Origin of the sequence: Sorangium sp. So ce693 (assembly GCF_051521375.1) — a bacterium.
Lineage (GTDB): Bacteria > Myxococcota_A > Polyangia > Polyangiales > Polyangiaceae > Sorangium > Sorangium atrum.
On sequence record NZ_CP150347.1, the window covers coordinates 778,296 to 793,114 of the forward strand.

Consider the following 14,819-nt stretch of genomic DNA (forward strand, 5'->3'; position numbering starts at 1 on the left):
ATCCTGCGAGCTGCTAAAACTCTCCGATCCTCTTCGCTGGGAGAGGCTCCAACGAGCGAGGCACGGACGACCAGCCGCTCACTCCGCCTGCACCGGCTGGTCCATTGAGGAGACCTGCTTCCGCGATACAACGTGCCGCTCCAGGAACACTGTTCCGAGCCCGATCACCAGCAGCGCCGCGCTTAGCAGGGCAACGCACGCGAAGCCCTCGGCGGTGGGCAGGCCGGACCCCCCGCGCTCAGCGAGCGGCCCGAAGAGGACGCCCGCGAAAGCCCCCGTGCCGAACTGCACCATTTGGAATGTGCCCATATAATGCGCGGACTCATTCTTGGGCACCGACAGCAGCGCGATCTTGTCCAGCGCGGGCATCGCCAGCGTCGAGCCGAGGCCCAGCAGCACGTAGGAGGCACCCAGCGCGTACCAGGGCATGGGCGGATCCAGCGTCCCCAGGAACGCGAGGCAGCCGCCGACCGACAGGCCAAGCCCCGCGGCAATCGCCAAGTAGGGGCGGTGGTCCGCCGCGCGGCCTGCCCACATCGACAGCGGCAGCGCCAGCAGCGGTTCGACCAGCAAGAGCCGGCCGACCACGTCCGCGCTCAATCCGTGCACCTGGCGCAGGTAGCTCGGCGCGAACAGGCCAACTCCGCTGCTCCCCAGGTACAGCAGGAATGCCCGCACGCAGCCGATAAGGAAGACGGCGTTGCCCAGCGCGCCACGCGGCAGCAGCGTCGAGGCCGCGTCAGCGGTGCGCTCGAGGTACATGAAGATGGCAACCGTGAGCGCCAGCGCCACCACCAGCACGAGGCGAGCCAGACCCGACATCGTGCCCACGCCCTGCGCACAGAAGACGACCGCCAGCAGGGTAAGCGCGGCCCAGCCGGGCAGCCGGCCCGCGGGTCGCTCCGGCGGCGGAGCCACGCGTGGCAACACCAGCGCCGAGCTTATCAGGCACACGAGCCCGATGCCGGAGAGACAGTAGAAGATCACCGGCCACGCCGCGTACTGCACCACGAAGCCGCCCAGAAGCGGCGCGATGAACGTCGCCACCGCGAGCACGCCGCCGAACCAGCCGAAGGCCCAGCCGGTGCGCTCCGGCGGGAAGAGGACGCCAATGAGTCCCATCAGCGCCGGGACGATCATCGCGTCGGCCAGCCCCTGAAGCGCCTGAAAGACGAGGAACAGCGGCCATGAGCGCGTCAGCCCGCTCAACAGCGACGAGGCGACGAAGAGGGCGATGCCGAAGAAGAACTGTCGCCGAAGCCCGACGCGGTCCGCCAGCTTCCCGAAGAACGGGAGGCCCACCGCGAAGAACGAGAAGAACACCCCGTTGCGCCACTGCAGCGTCGCGTACGTGACCTGAAGGCTCCGCGCCACGTCCACGAACGCGATCGACAGCATCGTCGTGCTCATCACGCTGGCGAACACGCCGAGCGAGATGGCCATGATGGTTAGGCGGGGCCGCTTGGTGTGCGAGGGCTCGATCACGATTTCACCTTCATGATAGGTCTCAGGACTGCCTCCCGCAGCGCCAGGTGCGGCGCGCCCTGGGTCATCGACAGTTCGTCCTGCCCGCCTTTGTCGCAGCCGCCAAACGCATGATCGATGAAGGTCAGGTCGCCCGCAATGCCGCTCAGCTGCGCCATCGCCGCCGCCTTGTCGCCCACGATGTCAAAGCAGCGCACCCGCTCGCCGGTCAGGCTCCCGTTACGGATCCTCAGACCGTAGACCGGCCGCACGACGAAGTCGCGCCCGCTCGACCAGCCGCCGATTGCGCCCACGCAGTACACGCCTCGCTCTACGGTCGCCACGAGTGCCTCGCGCGACGCCGTGCCCGGCTCCACATACATCACCGACATCCGCGGGAGCGCGCGCGGCGCGCCGGGGGTGCGCCGCCCATTGCCCGATCGCTCGACGCCGAGCCGCTCGGCGGTCTCCCGGCTGTACAGCAGATCGTTCCAGATGCCGTCGCGGATTAGCTCGGTCCGTCTCGCCGGGGATCCCTCGTCGTCGAATTGATAGCTGCCCAGGTGTCCGGCGAGCCCGGGATCGTCCACGACGCGCAGAGAGAGCTCGGTCCAGCGGTAGCCCAGCCGGAAGCCGGCCGGGACCATCGATTCGAGGTAGTTGTCCGCTTCGGAGCTGTGGCCGACGCATTCGTGGATGAGGGTCGAGGCGATCCACGGATCCAGCACCACCGGGCACCGCTCCACAGCAGCGAGCGGCGTTCCCTCCACTGCCGCGTGGATCTCCTCGACAATCTGCCCGGAGGCGAGCGCGGTGCGGAACTTCTCCTCGAGCGGATGCAGCCCGGCGTCGGGCGCTGCCGCCTGCCAGACGACCGGCACGCGCGAGTGAGGTCCTTCGACGACGCACTTCACCAGCACGGCAGCGAGTGTCGTGACCAGTTCCCGCTCCGCGACACGCTTGCGAACGACGCGGGAATCGAGAATCAGCGCCCGGGACTCCAGGTGCCGCGCCCAGGGGGCGAGCGCCTCGTCAAGCGCGTGGTGCCACTGCTGGGCCAAGAGCTCCAGCGCGTCGTGGGGCAGCAGGAGGGGATCCGCCCGCGCGGTGCCCAGACGGGCGGAGACCCCATCCTGTTCGATCTGGACGCGATGGTAGGAGCGGACGTCCATCACACCGCCAGCGCCCGCTCCATGCCGGCGACGATCGCATCGCCCTCGGGGGTCAGCCGCGCGCGCCGCAGGATGGTTCCGATGGCCATCTTCACCCGCCCCTCGATTTTCTGGAGGTACTTCTCCATCGGCGCCTCCGGTGGGCTCGGGACGCCTCCGTTCAGCATGCGGCGGGTCATGTGCAGATCCTGGATGAACGAGAAGGCGCCATGAAAGAGCGCCGACATCGGCCGGGGCATCGGGACAAAGGGCGACGGGTGGAGCTCGTCATCCGGGTTCGTCGCCAGGCGGAAGACGTCGAGGATCGAGCTCAGCTTGTTGTGCGCGGTCTCGTGCACCAGCGTCTGCGCTATCATGTAGTCCGGCCGCGCGCTCGAGGTGATGAGCCCGCGAAAGCCCGCGACGCTCCCGTTGTGCGGATCCAGTCCGAGCGAGCGGACCGGCAGCACGAGCCGGATACCCTCCTCGAGCTCCTCGTGGGCTGCAGGCCAGAGCTCGCGGACGAGCCCCAGCCCGCGCGTCATTGACGCGCGGAATTCATCGAGCTCCGCGTCGGTGATATCGAGGTGGAGCGGGCTCACGCGGCCTTGGTCTTCGCGCTTAGGGAAGAATTCGGTATACCAACCGGTGGTCCGCATCAGCAACACGCGCCCGCCCGGCGCGGTCGGTAGCGGCGACAGCGTCACGTCACCGCGCGCCGGGCGCTCCTGGCCCAGCAGCGCGGTCACCGACACCTCGAAGGGCCGTTCGCCGCCGACCCGGAGGGCGCCGCCCTCGCGGACGACTGGGAGCACCTCGGGCAATGTGAGCGGCACCTCCAGCGCGCGCAGCACCGGGAAGAAGAGGTGCAGCTCGCCGCGCCCGGACGGCGCCAGCAAGAGCGGCTCGCCCTCGGGCAACACCCCGTTCGCCAGCAGGACGGGCAGCAGAAAGCTCCCCAGGTGCCGCACGATGAGCTCCACCCGCGGCGGGTAATCAAAGTCGATGGCTTCGGCCATGCGCCAGATCCACGATGTCAGCTCCGGCCCGAGCACCGTCTCGCGGAGGTCCGCCGGCTTCAGCCCCATGAATGCGCTGACGAGCGTCGCCAGCGAGCGCTTGTGTGCCGGATCCCGGAGGAGTGGGTATGCCTTCGTGCACGTGAGCAGGAGCCGCTTGAGATACGGCCGGTAGACGCACTCGCGCAGCTTCTGATTCTCGCGCGTCTCGGTCTCAGGGAGCACCAGCCTGCCCAGGTCCGGGCGCGGCAGCGGCGCTTGCAATAGGGACCGCACCCGGTCCATGTCAAGGTGCAGCTCGTCCTTGGCGGGGGCCGGCGCAGGGGCCGCCTCCGCCTCGACGCCCGCGAGAATCCGGATGCGCCGGGCCCGGGCACGCCAAAAGCGGCGCTCGACCTCTTCTATCACGACGGGATCCCGGAGCGCTTCCCCTATGCTGGCGAACCAGGCCTTGACGCCGGCGGGCATTGCGGGTGAGGGATCCGAGAAGTCGGTGAGCTCGGCGGTGGGCATGGGTGACCAGAAGCGCTGGTCCAGAGAGAGCACCTCGGTCAACAGGGGCATGAGCTGCGCCCCTGATTCGCTGTTGAACAGCAGCGATACGCTCGTGGAGGGACCGCGTGATACGCCCCAGTGCGCCCAGAGGATGGGGATGTAGAGCAGGTCCCCTGGCTCCAGCGTGTACTCGAGAGCGTCCTCGGGCATGAAGACCGAGCCCACATCGGGCGCGTGGAGCATCCGCTGGCGAACGATCTCCTGCGGGATGAAGTCGGGCGCGTGGAGTCGCCAGATTTTCGTCCCCCATTGCTGGAGGACGAAATTGTCGCTCGTGTCGAAGTGGCTTCCGATGCTGTGGCCGTCCTTCGCCTTAATGCCATCGAACCCGATGCTAGTGCAGCCGAACTCGGCGTGGAGCTGTCCGGCGATGGCCCGCAGCCGCGGGACCACCCGGTCGATGCGCGGCCCGAAGATGACCTCGTCGCCCGAGCGCTTCAGCTCCGCCGGCGCGACCGTTTCCAGGAGAGCGAACGCCTCGTCCAGCTCGGCCTCCTCAACCGGTCGCTCCAGCAGATGGAGCGCGCCACCTTTGATGAAGAGGGGGCGCTTTCGCCAATAGTCCCGAAAGAACTCCTCGCGACCGATCCCCGGGAGAGAGAAGCTCACAGGAAGGCCTCCTCGTACGTTGTCGTTAGCCAGGCCAACCGCTCCCTGGCGTGTGCTGCTTCGCGCTGACGGCCCAGGCGTGACGCCGCGATCACCGCCAGCTGATAGGGCTCCCGCCGCAGCGGAAGCTCCTCCAAGCACCGCGCTGTCAACGCCATGCACTCCTCGAAATTCTGGCGCTTGCACTCGGCCAGCGCCCGGAGGGCCAGGCCGTGCGCCTGGATCGTGTCGACGAGCTCTCCTTCGGCGCGCGCCAGCCATGCTGCGGCCGCGCCGTGCTGCTGGCGCGCCAGGAGCCTGAGCCCCAGCTCGTAAGCGGGCCACGTCGCGCGATCACCCAAGGCCCGCGCCTGCGCGTGGCTCTCCTCCGCGTCGGCGAAGCGGCCGGCGCGCGCGCACAAGAGCGCCCGCAGCGCCATCCCTGGCCCCCCGAGCGGGAGGAGCTCCTCACGGGTCAGCGCGTCCAGCGCGTCATCGGAGAGCGGCGACCCGCCCGCGATGACCTCCATCGCCCGCTCAGCGTGCCGACCCCGCGGGGACGACGGGACGAACGCAAAGCCCATGGCTCGCGACAGCGCCTCACCGAGCGGACGGAAGGAATCGGGCATGAAGCCGCTGTAAATCGAGTACGTCATCGTCGGCGGCTCATCGAGCAACCCGAGCGCGGAGACCGCAGTCACCACGTCCGCCAGGCTGTGTACGGGCCGCGCGCCGCCATTGTAGAAGTAGTCGAGATCCACGTCCAGTCGCGCCCCGACGAGGTCCAGCCCGCGTAGCCGGCGCAGCGTCGTGGCTTCGATGGCGAGCGGACCGACGGTCGCCCGCGCCGAGGCCTCGCCGGCCCTGAACGTGGCGGCCACCTCGTGGCCATGACCTGGCAGCAGCGACAGCGCGTTCCACAGCACCGCGCCAAGCTGACGCGCGTCGAGAGGCCGCTCCTCGGGCAGCACCCAGACGAGCCGGCGGATGAGCCTGATGTCCGCCGCCGCGTACAGGAAGTTGTCCAGCCCATACGGGAAGCGCTCATCGTCGCGGAAGGGCAGATCCCGGTTCAGCGCGTCGAGCGAGCCACTCCGCGCCGCCTCCCGTACGCGCGAGAGCTGGCGCGGGTGGATGCGCTTGAGGTCGAGGTGGCGATCGAACACGACCACCGTTTCCCCGCGCCAGCCTGAGCGGTGCCAGTGCGCGAGCACCTCGCCGTGCTCCTCGAAGGAGATGACCTCGCGGCGCCTCACGCGATAACCCCCAGGCGCGCCAGGCCGTCGGCCAGGGTGGAGAGCGAGGCCACTGTCGTCAAGACGCCCCGCTCGGCCAGCGTGCGCGCGGTCTCATCGAGCTGTTTGCGGCCGCGTTCGACGAGGGCCACGGCCGCGGCGCTCGAGGGCCCGCGCAACAATCGCCCGGGCGCGGCGACGTAGAGGAAAATGACCTGGCCCGAGTCGTCCGCCGAGAGCGGGCGCTCCGTCAGGCTCTGGGCGAAATCGAGCGGATAGCGCTGGACGGCGTAGCGCGCTGCGCCGTTCGATCGAATGAGCGGGGTGCGGAGCTCGAAGCTGGGGTCCCGGTTGATCACCAGGATGGCCAGCATGCCCGTTAGGAATTCGTGGGTGAGCAGCAGCGGCGCGTACGGCGCGAGCGCCAGGAGCGTCCCCTCGCGGCGCAGGAAGTCGAAAAACGCCTCCTCGGTGGAGATGCCGGCGCCCCCATAGGGCAGCTGGCGCGCGCCTTCGTACTCTGGCGACTCGACGAAGCGGTAGATGACCTCGAGGGGCGCGCACCCCTTCCGCTCCAGGAGCGAGAACAGGTCCGGAAACGTTCCGCGCAGCCCGCCCTCAAACTTCAGCTCGCCCCGGAGCACATTGCGACAGATGGACTCGCTCAGGGTCACGAGCTCGGCCCTGTCGATGGCGCGCAGCAAACACAGCTCGCGCGGTTCCAGGCCGAGCGCGTCGAACCGACCGGCGAGGAAGTCGTCGCGGAAGCTCCGGTGGTGCAGCAGCCGATAAAGCGCGCTCTGGAGGGGTTCAGGCATGGGCAGGCTCCTCGGACCAGGCGGCCACGATGGCCTTGAGCCGCTCGAAGTTGCGGACCGACTTCGGGAGCAGCTCCCCGTCCTCGCGGTACTTTGGATCTTCGAAGGTGACCGCCCGCGCCTGCGGGCAGCGGGGCAGCAGGTACTCGAGTAGCTCGAGCTGCTCATCGAGCAGGATGCCGTGGTGAAGGTCCCGGAACTTGTCACCCACGATCTGGCACCCGGATAGGTGGAACTCGTGGCAGGACCCGAGCGGCAGCCGGTCCAGCCCGTCGAAGCGGCGCTCGCCTACGCGGCCCTTGAGCCACTGATAGCTGAGGATATGCCCAATATCGAGGGTTACGGGCGAGCCGCTGTCGTGGGCGACGGTGCGGAAGAAGTCGAAGGCGTCGATGTCCCCCACCGAGATCGTGGCTCCCTCGGTGAATCCAGGGAACTCCACCGAGAGCGGGGCTGCTAGGGCCGACTGCCAGGCGCGCACGTTCTGAATGCAGGCGGCGAGCCCCTCCTCAGTCAGGAAGGGCGGCAGCGGATACGGCAGCGCCTTCTTGGCTATGGACCACAGCCCGAGATCCTCGACGATCCACAAGAAGCCGTAGCGCTCGACGAGGGTATTGGTGAATTCGATGACGGGCCGAGGGTCGTACGGCTCCAGCGTCGCCATGTTGAGCAGCGTGTGATGAAGGGCGCGATGTGCGATGTCCGGCGCGGCCGCGAACAGGGCGTCATAGGCCGGGAAGTAGTCCTCCGCTCGGAGTCGGTTCCGGTTCCCCGGCTGGAACGCAAAGCTCATGTAATTGAAGCATCGCTGATAGCGGCCGAGAAAGCGGTGCACCTTCAGCGTGACGGTCTCGCCGCGCATCGGGTCGCGCTCGAAGCCGATGGACTCGCCCCACGGCAGGTCCATGCCGACACCCAGCCCCAGCCGCTCGGTCGTGCGGAATCGAATCTCGCTCGTCGTCATGCGGTCCTCCGCTCGGGAATACGCTCGCCCGCGCCGGTCGCCCGCAGGCGGCCCAGCAGCGCAGCGCCGTCCTCGTCGGCGGCGACAAGCGTGTCGCCCTCCGCGTGGAGCGCTGGAGGTAGCCGGTGGAAGGTCTGCCACAGCAGGTTCACCAGGAAGGTCCCGGGTGGACCGCCGTCCAGTCGCGCGTGCAGAAGCCGCGCCCAGGGGAACAGCCTGAGCGCAAAGACCGGCGCGTCCCGGCGAGGGTGCCGGCGCTCCGGCGGGAGGTCGTCGTTCTTCCTCGGGTGTACGTTGCGGTGGATGCTCAGGAACCGCTCCTGGCGCTCCTCGAAGGAGGGGTCGCCCTCCATGACACGGAGCCGGTAGCCCACCCGTCCCTGGCCATAGCTGAGCAGTGCGTTGCCCTGCAGCGCTGCTCCCTCCTCGAGGGCGAGGCTGTAGCGTGCGGGATCCTCGGAAAGACGCGTGCCCGGCTCGACGATGAGCATCTGCATCACGTCGATGCCAATCTTGTCCGCGTTCTTCGTCAGGAAGGCCTCGGACGCGGCGAACTCCTCGGGGGTCTCATCGAGGATGCCTCCCATGACCGAGAGGCGGAGCTCGATACCCGCGGCATGGAGGTTGTCGATGATTTGCTGGTAGTCGGCGGCGTAGACGCCCTTCTCCAGCTTGTCCAGCAGCCGCTGCGAGGTGGTCTCGTAGCCGACGGCCATCTGGACGCAGCCCAGCGCGCGTAGCTCCTGACAGAACCCGATATCCAAAAGATGCTTCTCGAACCGGCAGCGGACGCTGAACTCAATGCGAATGCCGCGGCGCGCGAGCAGCCGCATCGCCTTGATGGCGACCGGGAGGTTCGTCATCTCGTCCACGAGGTTGATACGTCGCACGCCGTATGTCTCGACGATGTGCTCGCACTCGGCGGCGATCTGCTCCGGTGCCTTCTGTTGATATCCCAGCTTCCGCGAGCGATTGCCGTAGGAGCAGAATGCGCAGCGGGCCCAGAAGCAGCCGACGCAGGTGATGAGCGGCATCTGGATCGAATCCATCAGGTAGTGCCGCCAAGGGAGGTCGCTGAAATCCGGAGAAGGGAGGGTATCGATGGCCGGGGCTGGATCCATCCGCGGCGGCGCACGGTCGTCGAGCCACGTCACGGACGGTACCTCCGACCACGGGCACTCTCCGGCCGCGGCCTGGGCGAGCGACACCAGGGTATTCTCTCCGGCCCCTGTCGCGAGGCAGTCGACGTACCTTGCGACAGCGGGGACGCGCGCCATGGCCTCATGGCGTAGCAGGATCTGCTGCCCACCGAAGACGACGAGCGTGTCCGGGAAGCGCGCCTTAATCCACCGGGCCATGAGGAGCGATGGCCATATCTGGCTGAAGAACGCCACCGAGACCCCGACGATGGCCGGGGGGCGCTCGCCGAGCGCGCCCGCGAGCAGCTCCCGCAGAGCACAGGCGCCGAGATCTTCCACCGCCGGCTCGCCGAAGGCCTCGAGCGCCAAACCCATCGCGGGCAGCGACGTGAACGCGCGCTTGAGGGCGGAGCCCTCGAGCAGCAGCTCGATGCCATGGCTCATCAGTCGGACCGCCGGGCCGGCCTCTTGAATCGAAGCTGCCTTGTCGAAGACGCGTGCGCGCAAGGTGTTACACACGCCACGCAGGTAGCGCGCCATCTCGATGCGGTACGCATCGCGCAGTGGCGGGCAAGACGGTGTCACATCGAGCTTGTGCTCGAGATACCGGCCGAGCACCGGCTCTCTGAAGAGCGCGAAGGCGAGCTCGATATTGAGATCGCGCTGCCTCACGGCCAGCCCCGCGCGGCGCAGGTAGGCTGTCAGCATCGGGAGGCTGAGGTAAGGGAATAGCCGCGCCTCGGTCGACGGCGGGAATAGCAGCAGCGCGTCCCCTCCGGGGGTCCCAGCGTCGTCCGAGCGCCCTTCGATCTCGTGGTCCATTGTCGGCTCTCGGAAGGCGATGACCCGGTGCCCCTCTCGGCGCACCGGGTCATCGAGGTGACTACACCTCGGACTTTTTCGTTTCGTGCTGCGCCACGTCGTCATCGTCCGACGTCACGCGGAACCGGAACGAGTGGAACGCGTTTCCGACCTTCAGCTCGTTCGACTCGATGACCTCAAGTTGCTCGAGCTCCTTCACCTGATCTTGGCTGTTCATTTTTCTGTGCTCCTTGGCTTGGATGACCCGGTGTAACTGTTGCGTCGCTTGGGGCCGGGCACCCCAAGAGGTAAGCAAGGACAGCAGGCGCGTTCACTGTCGTCAACTCAACTATGGTTTTCAGCACAATTCTGACCGTCATGGCGCGATAGCGTCATTCCGGAGCGCCCTCCAAAATTTATTGAATTTCAATGAGTTCGTTCGATGTCGCGTGGGTTGCGATCCTGCAATATTACGCCATGCCTCGATGCGCCCGGGTGCCGGTATGGTCGATGCGTGTCATGGAAGAAGGCATCAGAGGAACGTTACGTCCGCAGCGTCCACCCTGCTGGTTTCCGCACCCGCCGACCGTGGCCGCGCAACCGGCCACGTCGGAGGAGCTTCGCTCGTTGCACGTCCCAGGCGACGCCGACAATCGCCTGGTGCGCGAGGTCCGCACCTGCACTGCATCGTCATCGGCGGCGGGCTCTCGCTCGACGGCTCGCGCTGGATCGAGGGGCGGCGCGGCTACCTCTTCCCTGTGCAGGTTCTCGGCAAGCTCTTCCGCGGCAGGTTGCTCGCCGCGCTTCGGCAGGCCTATGACCAAGGAGAGCTCGACCTGACCGGCGGGGCCGCCGCGCTGGCCAACCCCGCTGCCTTCGCTGCGCTGCTCGACGCGCTCTATCGCAAGCCCTGGGTGGTTTAAGCCAAGCCGCCCTTCGCTGGGCCCGAGCAGGTCTTTGCCTACCTCGGTCGCTATACCCACCGTGTCGAGCTGTCCAATCATCGGCTGCAGTGGATGGATGAGCGCGGCGTGTGCTTCCGGACCCGAGGAGACAAGACCGTGACGCTCTCCGCAGAGGAATTTCTGCGTCGCTTCCTGCTGCACGCGCTGCCTCATCGCTTCGTGAAGATCCGACACTTCGGCTTGATGGCTGCGTGTCACGCCACCACCACACTCCACACGTCGGCGGTGTGCGTGCTGCTGGGCCTCCGTCGGCGCCGCGCTCTGTCTCGGCACGTCTGCGCCCAACGTCGTGGCGGCGGGATGCACCACGCGTGCGAGCTCCGCCGAGCCCACCCTCTGCTGCCTTCTCCGGCAAGATCTCCATAGCCCTCGCGACCGCCCCGCCCGGCCGCGAGCCGGCTTGGTCCAACCCGACGTTTGCGAGACTGCGCCGGGACCTCACCGTCGCTGCTGCTCAGGCGCAGTTCCGCAAACGCCTATTCGGCAGCGGTGAAGCGGTTCGAGGCAACCGTGGAGCGGTTTGAGGCAATCGTGCGGCGGTTCGGGGCATGGCGGCCGCATAGGCCCTCAGCGCCGCTTCGCGCACGCCGGGCACGCGATGCGGCCCTGCGCGTTCGGCGCGCACGCCTCGCAGAGCAGGTGCATCCGATCGTCGCACGCCGCCGGCCGCGCCGTCGCCGCGCCGCACGCCTCGCACGTGAGCCTGTCCAGGCTCGAAGCGCCCGCCGGGAGCCGCAAGACGATGTCCCGCGACTCCTTGCGCCGCCGGAGACGCATGTTCACGAGCGCCGCCGGCACCTCGGCGCTCACCAGCGCGGCGACCGAGCACGTCACCTTCGCCGCGAACCGCGCGGGCAAGGCCTCGAGCTTCGCGTTCCGCTCGGCGACGAGGTGCGCGACCTTGGCCTCGATCGCCTTCGGATCCGCGCGCCGCCGCGGCGCCCGCGCCTCGGCGATCAGGTCCGCGAAATACGACACGATACGATCGTGATCCCGCGCGTGCCTGCGCTCGACCTCGCCAAGCAGCGGTTGCACCGCCGCCCGCATCGCCCGCTCGGCGCGGAGCGCGATCCAGTCCGCCGTGCGATCGTCCGGTGAGAGGGAAACGGCGCTCGGCAGCACGAGAGCGCTCGGCCAGGCGAGATCCAGGTGCGCGCCCACCGCAGCGTCCGGCTCGCCGCCGTCATGCGCGTTCAGCACGACCCGCACGAGCCCCTCGCGCCGGTCGTCGGCCTCGACGCCATAAGCGACGCTGGCAGCGACGTAGACCGCCGTGCCCGTGGAGACCTGCCCGGGCTCACAGAGCCCGTTGCGCAGCACGAAGCGGTCCGCGGCGGCCCTGGCATGGGCAGGCCGCGGCGGATCCACGGCGAGCCGCACCGAGGTGGACACCGGCCGCCCGCGCGCCCTCGCGATCAACCGCTCGAGCAGCGTGGAGCCAAGGCCGCACGCGACGTCCCCGTCCCGCTCGGGGTAGAGCGCGAGGGCGCACTCCTCCGGGATCTCGAGCTCGGCCGCGAGCTGCGGCGGCAGGAGCGCCACCGCCCGCGCGTCCTCCCGCTCGGCGAGCGCTCCGGTCTCCGCGAGCGCCTCGACAACGAAATCGAGCGGAGAGGGCAGCGCGCCCTCCATGGGCGAGAGCATCCCCAGCGCCGCGGTCACGCCTCGTAGTCCTTTCCAAAGAGCTTGGCGTCGAGGCGCTTCACCTGCTCGTAACGCCCGCGCGCCGCGGCGAGCTCCTCGGCGATGGCGTCGAAGCCGCTCGCGATCTCCTCCTCCGAGCGCGACGTCGCGTAGAGGGAGACGATCCGCTCCTCCAGATCGCGCTCGTCCGCCATGTTGCCAAGGACCATATCCATCTCGCCCACGACCAGCTCGAACAGGTGCAGGCGGCGGTCGAGCAGATCGAGGACACGCTCCTCGGCGGTGCCGCGCGCGCAGAGGTTGTAGACGCGCACCTCCTCTCGCTGGCCCATCCGGTGCAATCGCCCGATCCGCTGCTCGATGAGCATGGGGTTGTAGGGGAGATCGAAGTTCACGAGGACATGGCAGTGATGGAGGTTGTGCCCCTCGCCGCCGGCGTCGGTGGAGACGAGCACGCGCGCGCGGCCGTCGCGGAACGCCGAGAGCGCCGCGCGCTTGTCCGCGGCGGAGAGGCCGCCATGGAACGCCGCGGGCTCGATGCCTGCACCGCGGAGCGCGGCCTCGATGTACGAGAGAGAGTCGCGAAACCGGGTGAAGACGAGGATCTGCTCGCCGTGAGCGCGCGCGAGATCGACGAGCGCAAGGCCCTTCCGGGACGCGTGGACCGAGGCCGCGAGCTCCGCGAGGGCGGCGAGCGCGGCGCGCAGCGCGGGGACGCGCCGCTCGCCCGCGCTCATGCGCTCCAGGCTCCCGCGCACCGCGGCGGGGCTCGAGCCGGCGCCGAGCAGGAGCGTCGAGGCCAGCATCCGGGAGCCGGTGTCGGCCCCGTGCGCGCGCACGAGGGAGAGGACGCGGTCGTAGAGCTCGCGCTCCTCCGGGAGCGGCTCGACCATCGCCGTGCTCACGTAACGGGGTGGCAGCGCGAGGCCGCTGTCGGCGCGGGTGTTGCGCACCATCACCTCGGCGAGCAGGGCGCGCAGCCGCTCTCGGTTCTTCGGAGACAGCGGGTCCTTCGGGTCGACGAACTGCGCGCGGAAGGCGGCCGGGGTCGCGAACTGCCCGGGCTTGAGCAGCGTCACGAGGTTGTAGAGCTCCTCGAGATCGGTCTCGATCGGCGTCGCCGTGAGCATCAGGAGGAACCGGCTGTGCAGGCCGTCGACCAGCTTGAACCCCGCGGTCGTGCGGTTCTTGACGTGATGGGCCTCGTCGACGATCACGAGGTCCCACGAGGCGGCCTGGACGAGCGGCGCGTGCTTCGCGCTCCTCGCGAGGGCGAGCGACGCGACGACCACGCCCTCATCGCGCCAGAAGGCCTCGGGATCCGCGGTGCGCGCGGCGTCGTCGGTCGTGCGCGCGGCGATCCCGGCCTTCTCCGCGAGCTCGCCCGTCCACTGGCCGACGAGCGCAGGGGGGACGAGGACGAGCGCCCGCCGGACCATCCCGCGGAGCTGGTACTCGCGCAGGATCGTCAGCGCCTCGACCGTCTTGCCGAGCCCGACCTCGTCGGCGAGCAGCGCGCGCCCGCGGAACACGCGGAGGACGCGGCGCGCGGTCTCGATCTGGTAGCGGTGCGGCTCGACGCCGGTGAGCGCGGCGAGCGCGAGCAGCTCCTCGAACTGCTCGGCCGAGGCGAGCAGGTGGGCGCGCAGCGCGTGGCTCACCGCTGCGAGCGAGGACGGCGGGCCCGCGAGCCGCTGGAGCAGCTCGGATCGGTCGAGGCCGGACATCAGGAGCGGCGCCGGTTTTCTGGGCGGCGGGGACGGCAGAGGAGCCGGCTCGGGCGGGGGCGCCGGCTCCACCACGCCGGAGGCAGCGGGCGACCGGGAGACGGCGGGCGGCCGGGAGGCAGCGGGCGGCCGGGAGGCAGCGGGCGGCCGGGAGGCGATGGACGTGGCGCGCGCGCCGGCGGCGCGGGCGCGCGCCGGGCGCTCCAGGGTCGGGGTGGTTGGGGGATTTCGTGGCGGCGCGGCGGGCGCGTCGGTCCGCCGAGCCCGCGCGGGTGAGCGGGCATGAGCGCGGGTGACAGGGCGCTCCGGCGGCGGCTGATCCGCACGATGGGCCACGAGGAGCCGCTGGACGTCGTGACGAAAGACGAGCTGTCCCAGCCGGCGCGGGACACCGACGTTGCGGTCGATGCAGAACGTGCTCGCGTTGTAGACAAGGAACGCTGGATCCGCGCTCGTCGATTCGCGCATCCGCTCGATGAGCGCGCTGCCCGCGAGCGCCTGTGGAAGGCCGTGCGCGAGGAGAAGGTCATGCGCCTCGTCGAGCGTCAGCGGCTCCTGGTGCGACCGGCCCGAGAGCGCGAACGCCAAGGTGAAGAGATCAGCGCCGGAGAGCAGCCGACTGGCCGCTTCCGTGGCGAGCAGCCAGTTCACGTCGCTTGCGGAGATCGACGTGATGGGCGTCGTCGAGACCTGCATGACTCGGCCGCGTGTATCCCTCCAGCTCCGGGATGTCGAGGTGCCATGTGCGC

General features: G+C 69.2%; 10 protein-coding genes and 1 pseudogene. 1 reads left to right on the forward strand and 10 read right to left on the reverse strand.

The features are described from left to right. Positions 1 to 78: 78 nt before the first annotated feature. From WMF14_RS03015 to WMF14_RS03050, 8 genes are read right to left on the reverse strand one after another with little or no spacing between them, the layout of a single operon-like run. The gene (locus tag WMF14_RS03015; RefSeq protein WP_437798660.1) at positions 79 to 1,485 is read right to left on the reverse strand and encodes an MFS transporter; all 1,407 of its coding nucleotides are present in this window, start codon (positions 1,483 to 1,485) and stop codon (positions 79 to 81) included. Continuing rightward, complete coding sequence (locus WMF14_RS03020; RefSeq protein WP_437798662.1) at positions 1,482 to 2,636, reverse strand: TldD/PmbA family protein; 1,155 nt, start codon at positions 2,634 to 2,636, stop codon at positions 1,482 to 1,484. The genes WMF14_RS03015 and WMF14_RS03020 overlap by 4 nt, the downstream gene beginning before the upstream one ends. After that, positions 2,636 to 4,798 carry an aKG-HExxH-type peptide beta-hydroxylase gene (locus WMF14_RS03025; RefSeq protein WP_437798663.1) on the reverse strand — a complete coding sequence of 721 codons (2,163 nt, stop codon included), beginning with the start codon at positions 4,796 to 4,798 and terminating at the stop codon, positions 2,636 to 2,638. The genes WMF14_RS03020 and WMF14_RS03025 overlap by 1 nt, the downstream gene beginning before the upstream one ends. Next, positions 4,795 to 6,033, reverse strand: coding sequence for a hypothetical protein (locus WMF14_RS03030; RefSeq protein WP_437798664.1), 1,239 nt, complete (start codon positions 6,031 to 6,033; stop codon positions 4,795 to 4,797). Before WMF14_RS03030 ends, WMF14_RS03025 begins: the two co-directional genes overlap by 4 nt. Further along, a complete protein-coding gene (locus tag WMF14_RS03035; protein WP_437798665.1) occupies positions 6,030 to 6,830 on the reverse strand; it encodes a hypothetical protein in 801 nt (266 codons plus the stop codon). The genes WMF14_RS03030 and WMF14_RS03035 overlap by 4 nt, the downstream gene beginning before the upstream one ends. Next, entirely contained in the window at positions 6,823 to 7,794 is a 972-nt protein-coding gene (locus WMF14_RS03040) for a multinuclear nonheme iron-dependent oxidase (protein ID WP_437798667.1), read from the reverse strand. Before WMF14_RS03040 ends, WMF14_RS03035 begins: the two co-directional genes overlap by 8 nt. Beyond that, on the reverse strand, positions 7,791 to 9,860 hold the full coding sequence (locus tag WMF14_RS03045; RefSeq protein WP_437798668.1) for a B12-binding domain-containing radical SAM protein: 2,070 nt from the start codon (positions 9,858 to 9,860) through the stop codon (positions 7,791 to 7,793). The genes WMF14_RS03040 and WMF14_RS03045 overlap by 4 nt, the downstream gene beginning before the upstream one ends. Then, on the reverse strand, positions 9,817 to 9,972 hold the full coding sequence (locus WMF14_RS03050; RefSeq protein ID WP_437798670.1) for a hypothetical protein: 156 nt from the start codon (positions 9,970 to 9,972) through the stop codon (positions 9,817 to 9,819). The genes WMF14_RS03045 and WMF14_RS03050 overlap by 44 nt, the downstream gene beginning before the upstream one ends. Before the next feature lie 265 nt (positions 9,973 to 10,237). Here WMF14_RS03050 and WMF14_RS03055 point away from each other — a divergent pair. After that, positions 10,238 to 11,065: pseudogene (locus tag WMF14_RS03055) on the forward strand (IS91 family transposase). 201 nt (positions 11,066 to 11,266) lie between these two features. Here the strand turns inward: WMF14_RS03055 and WMF14_RS03060 are convergent. Together WMF14_RS03060 and WMF14_RS03065 are read right to left on the reverse strand one after the other, a co-directional pair. Next, positions 11,267 to 12,361 carry a hypothetical protein gene (locus WMF14_RS03060; RefSeq protein WP_437798671.1) on the reverse strand — a complete coding sequence of 365 codons (1,095 nt, stop codon included), beginning with the start codon at positions 12,359 to 12,361 and terminating at the stop codon, positions 11,267 to 11,269. Beyond that, on the reverse strand, positions 12,358 to 14,766 hold the full coding sequence (locus WMF14_RS03065; RefSeq protein ID WP_437798672.1) for a DEAD/DEAH box helicase: 2,409 nt from the start codon (positions 14,764 to 14,766) through the stop codon (positions 12,358 to 12,360). The genes WMF14_RS03060 and WMF14_RS03065 overlap by 4 nt, the downstream gene beginning before the upstream one ends. Between the last annotated feature and the right edge of the window lie 53 nt (positions 14,767 to 14,819).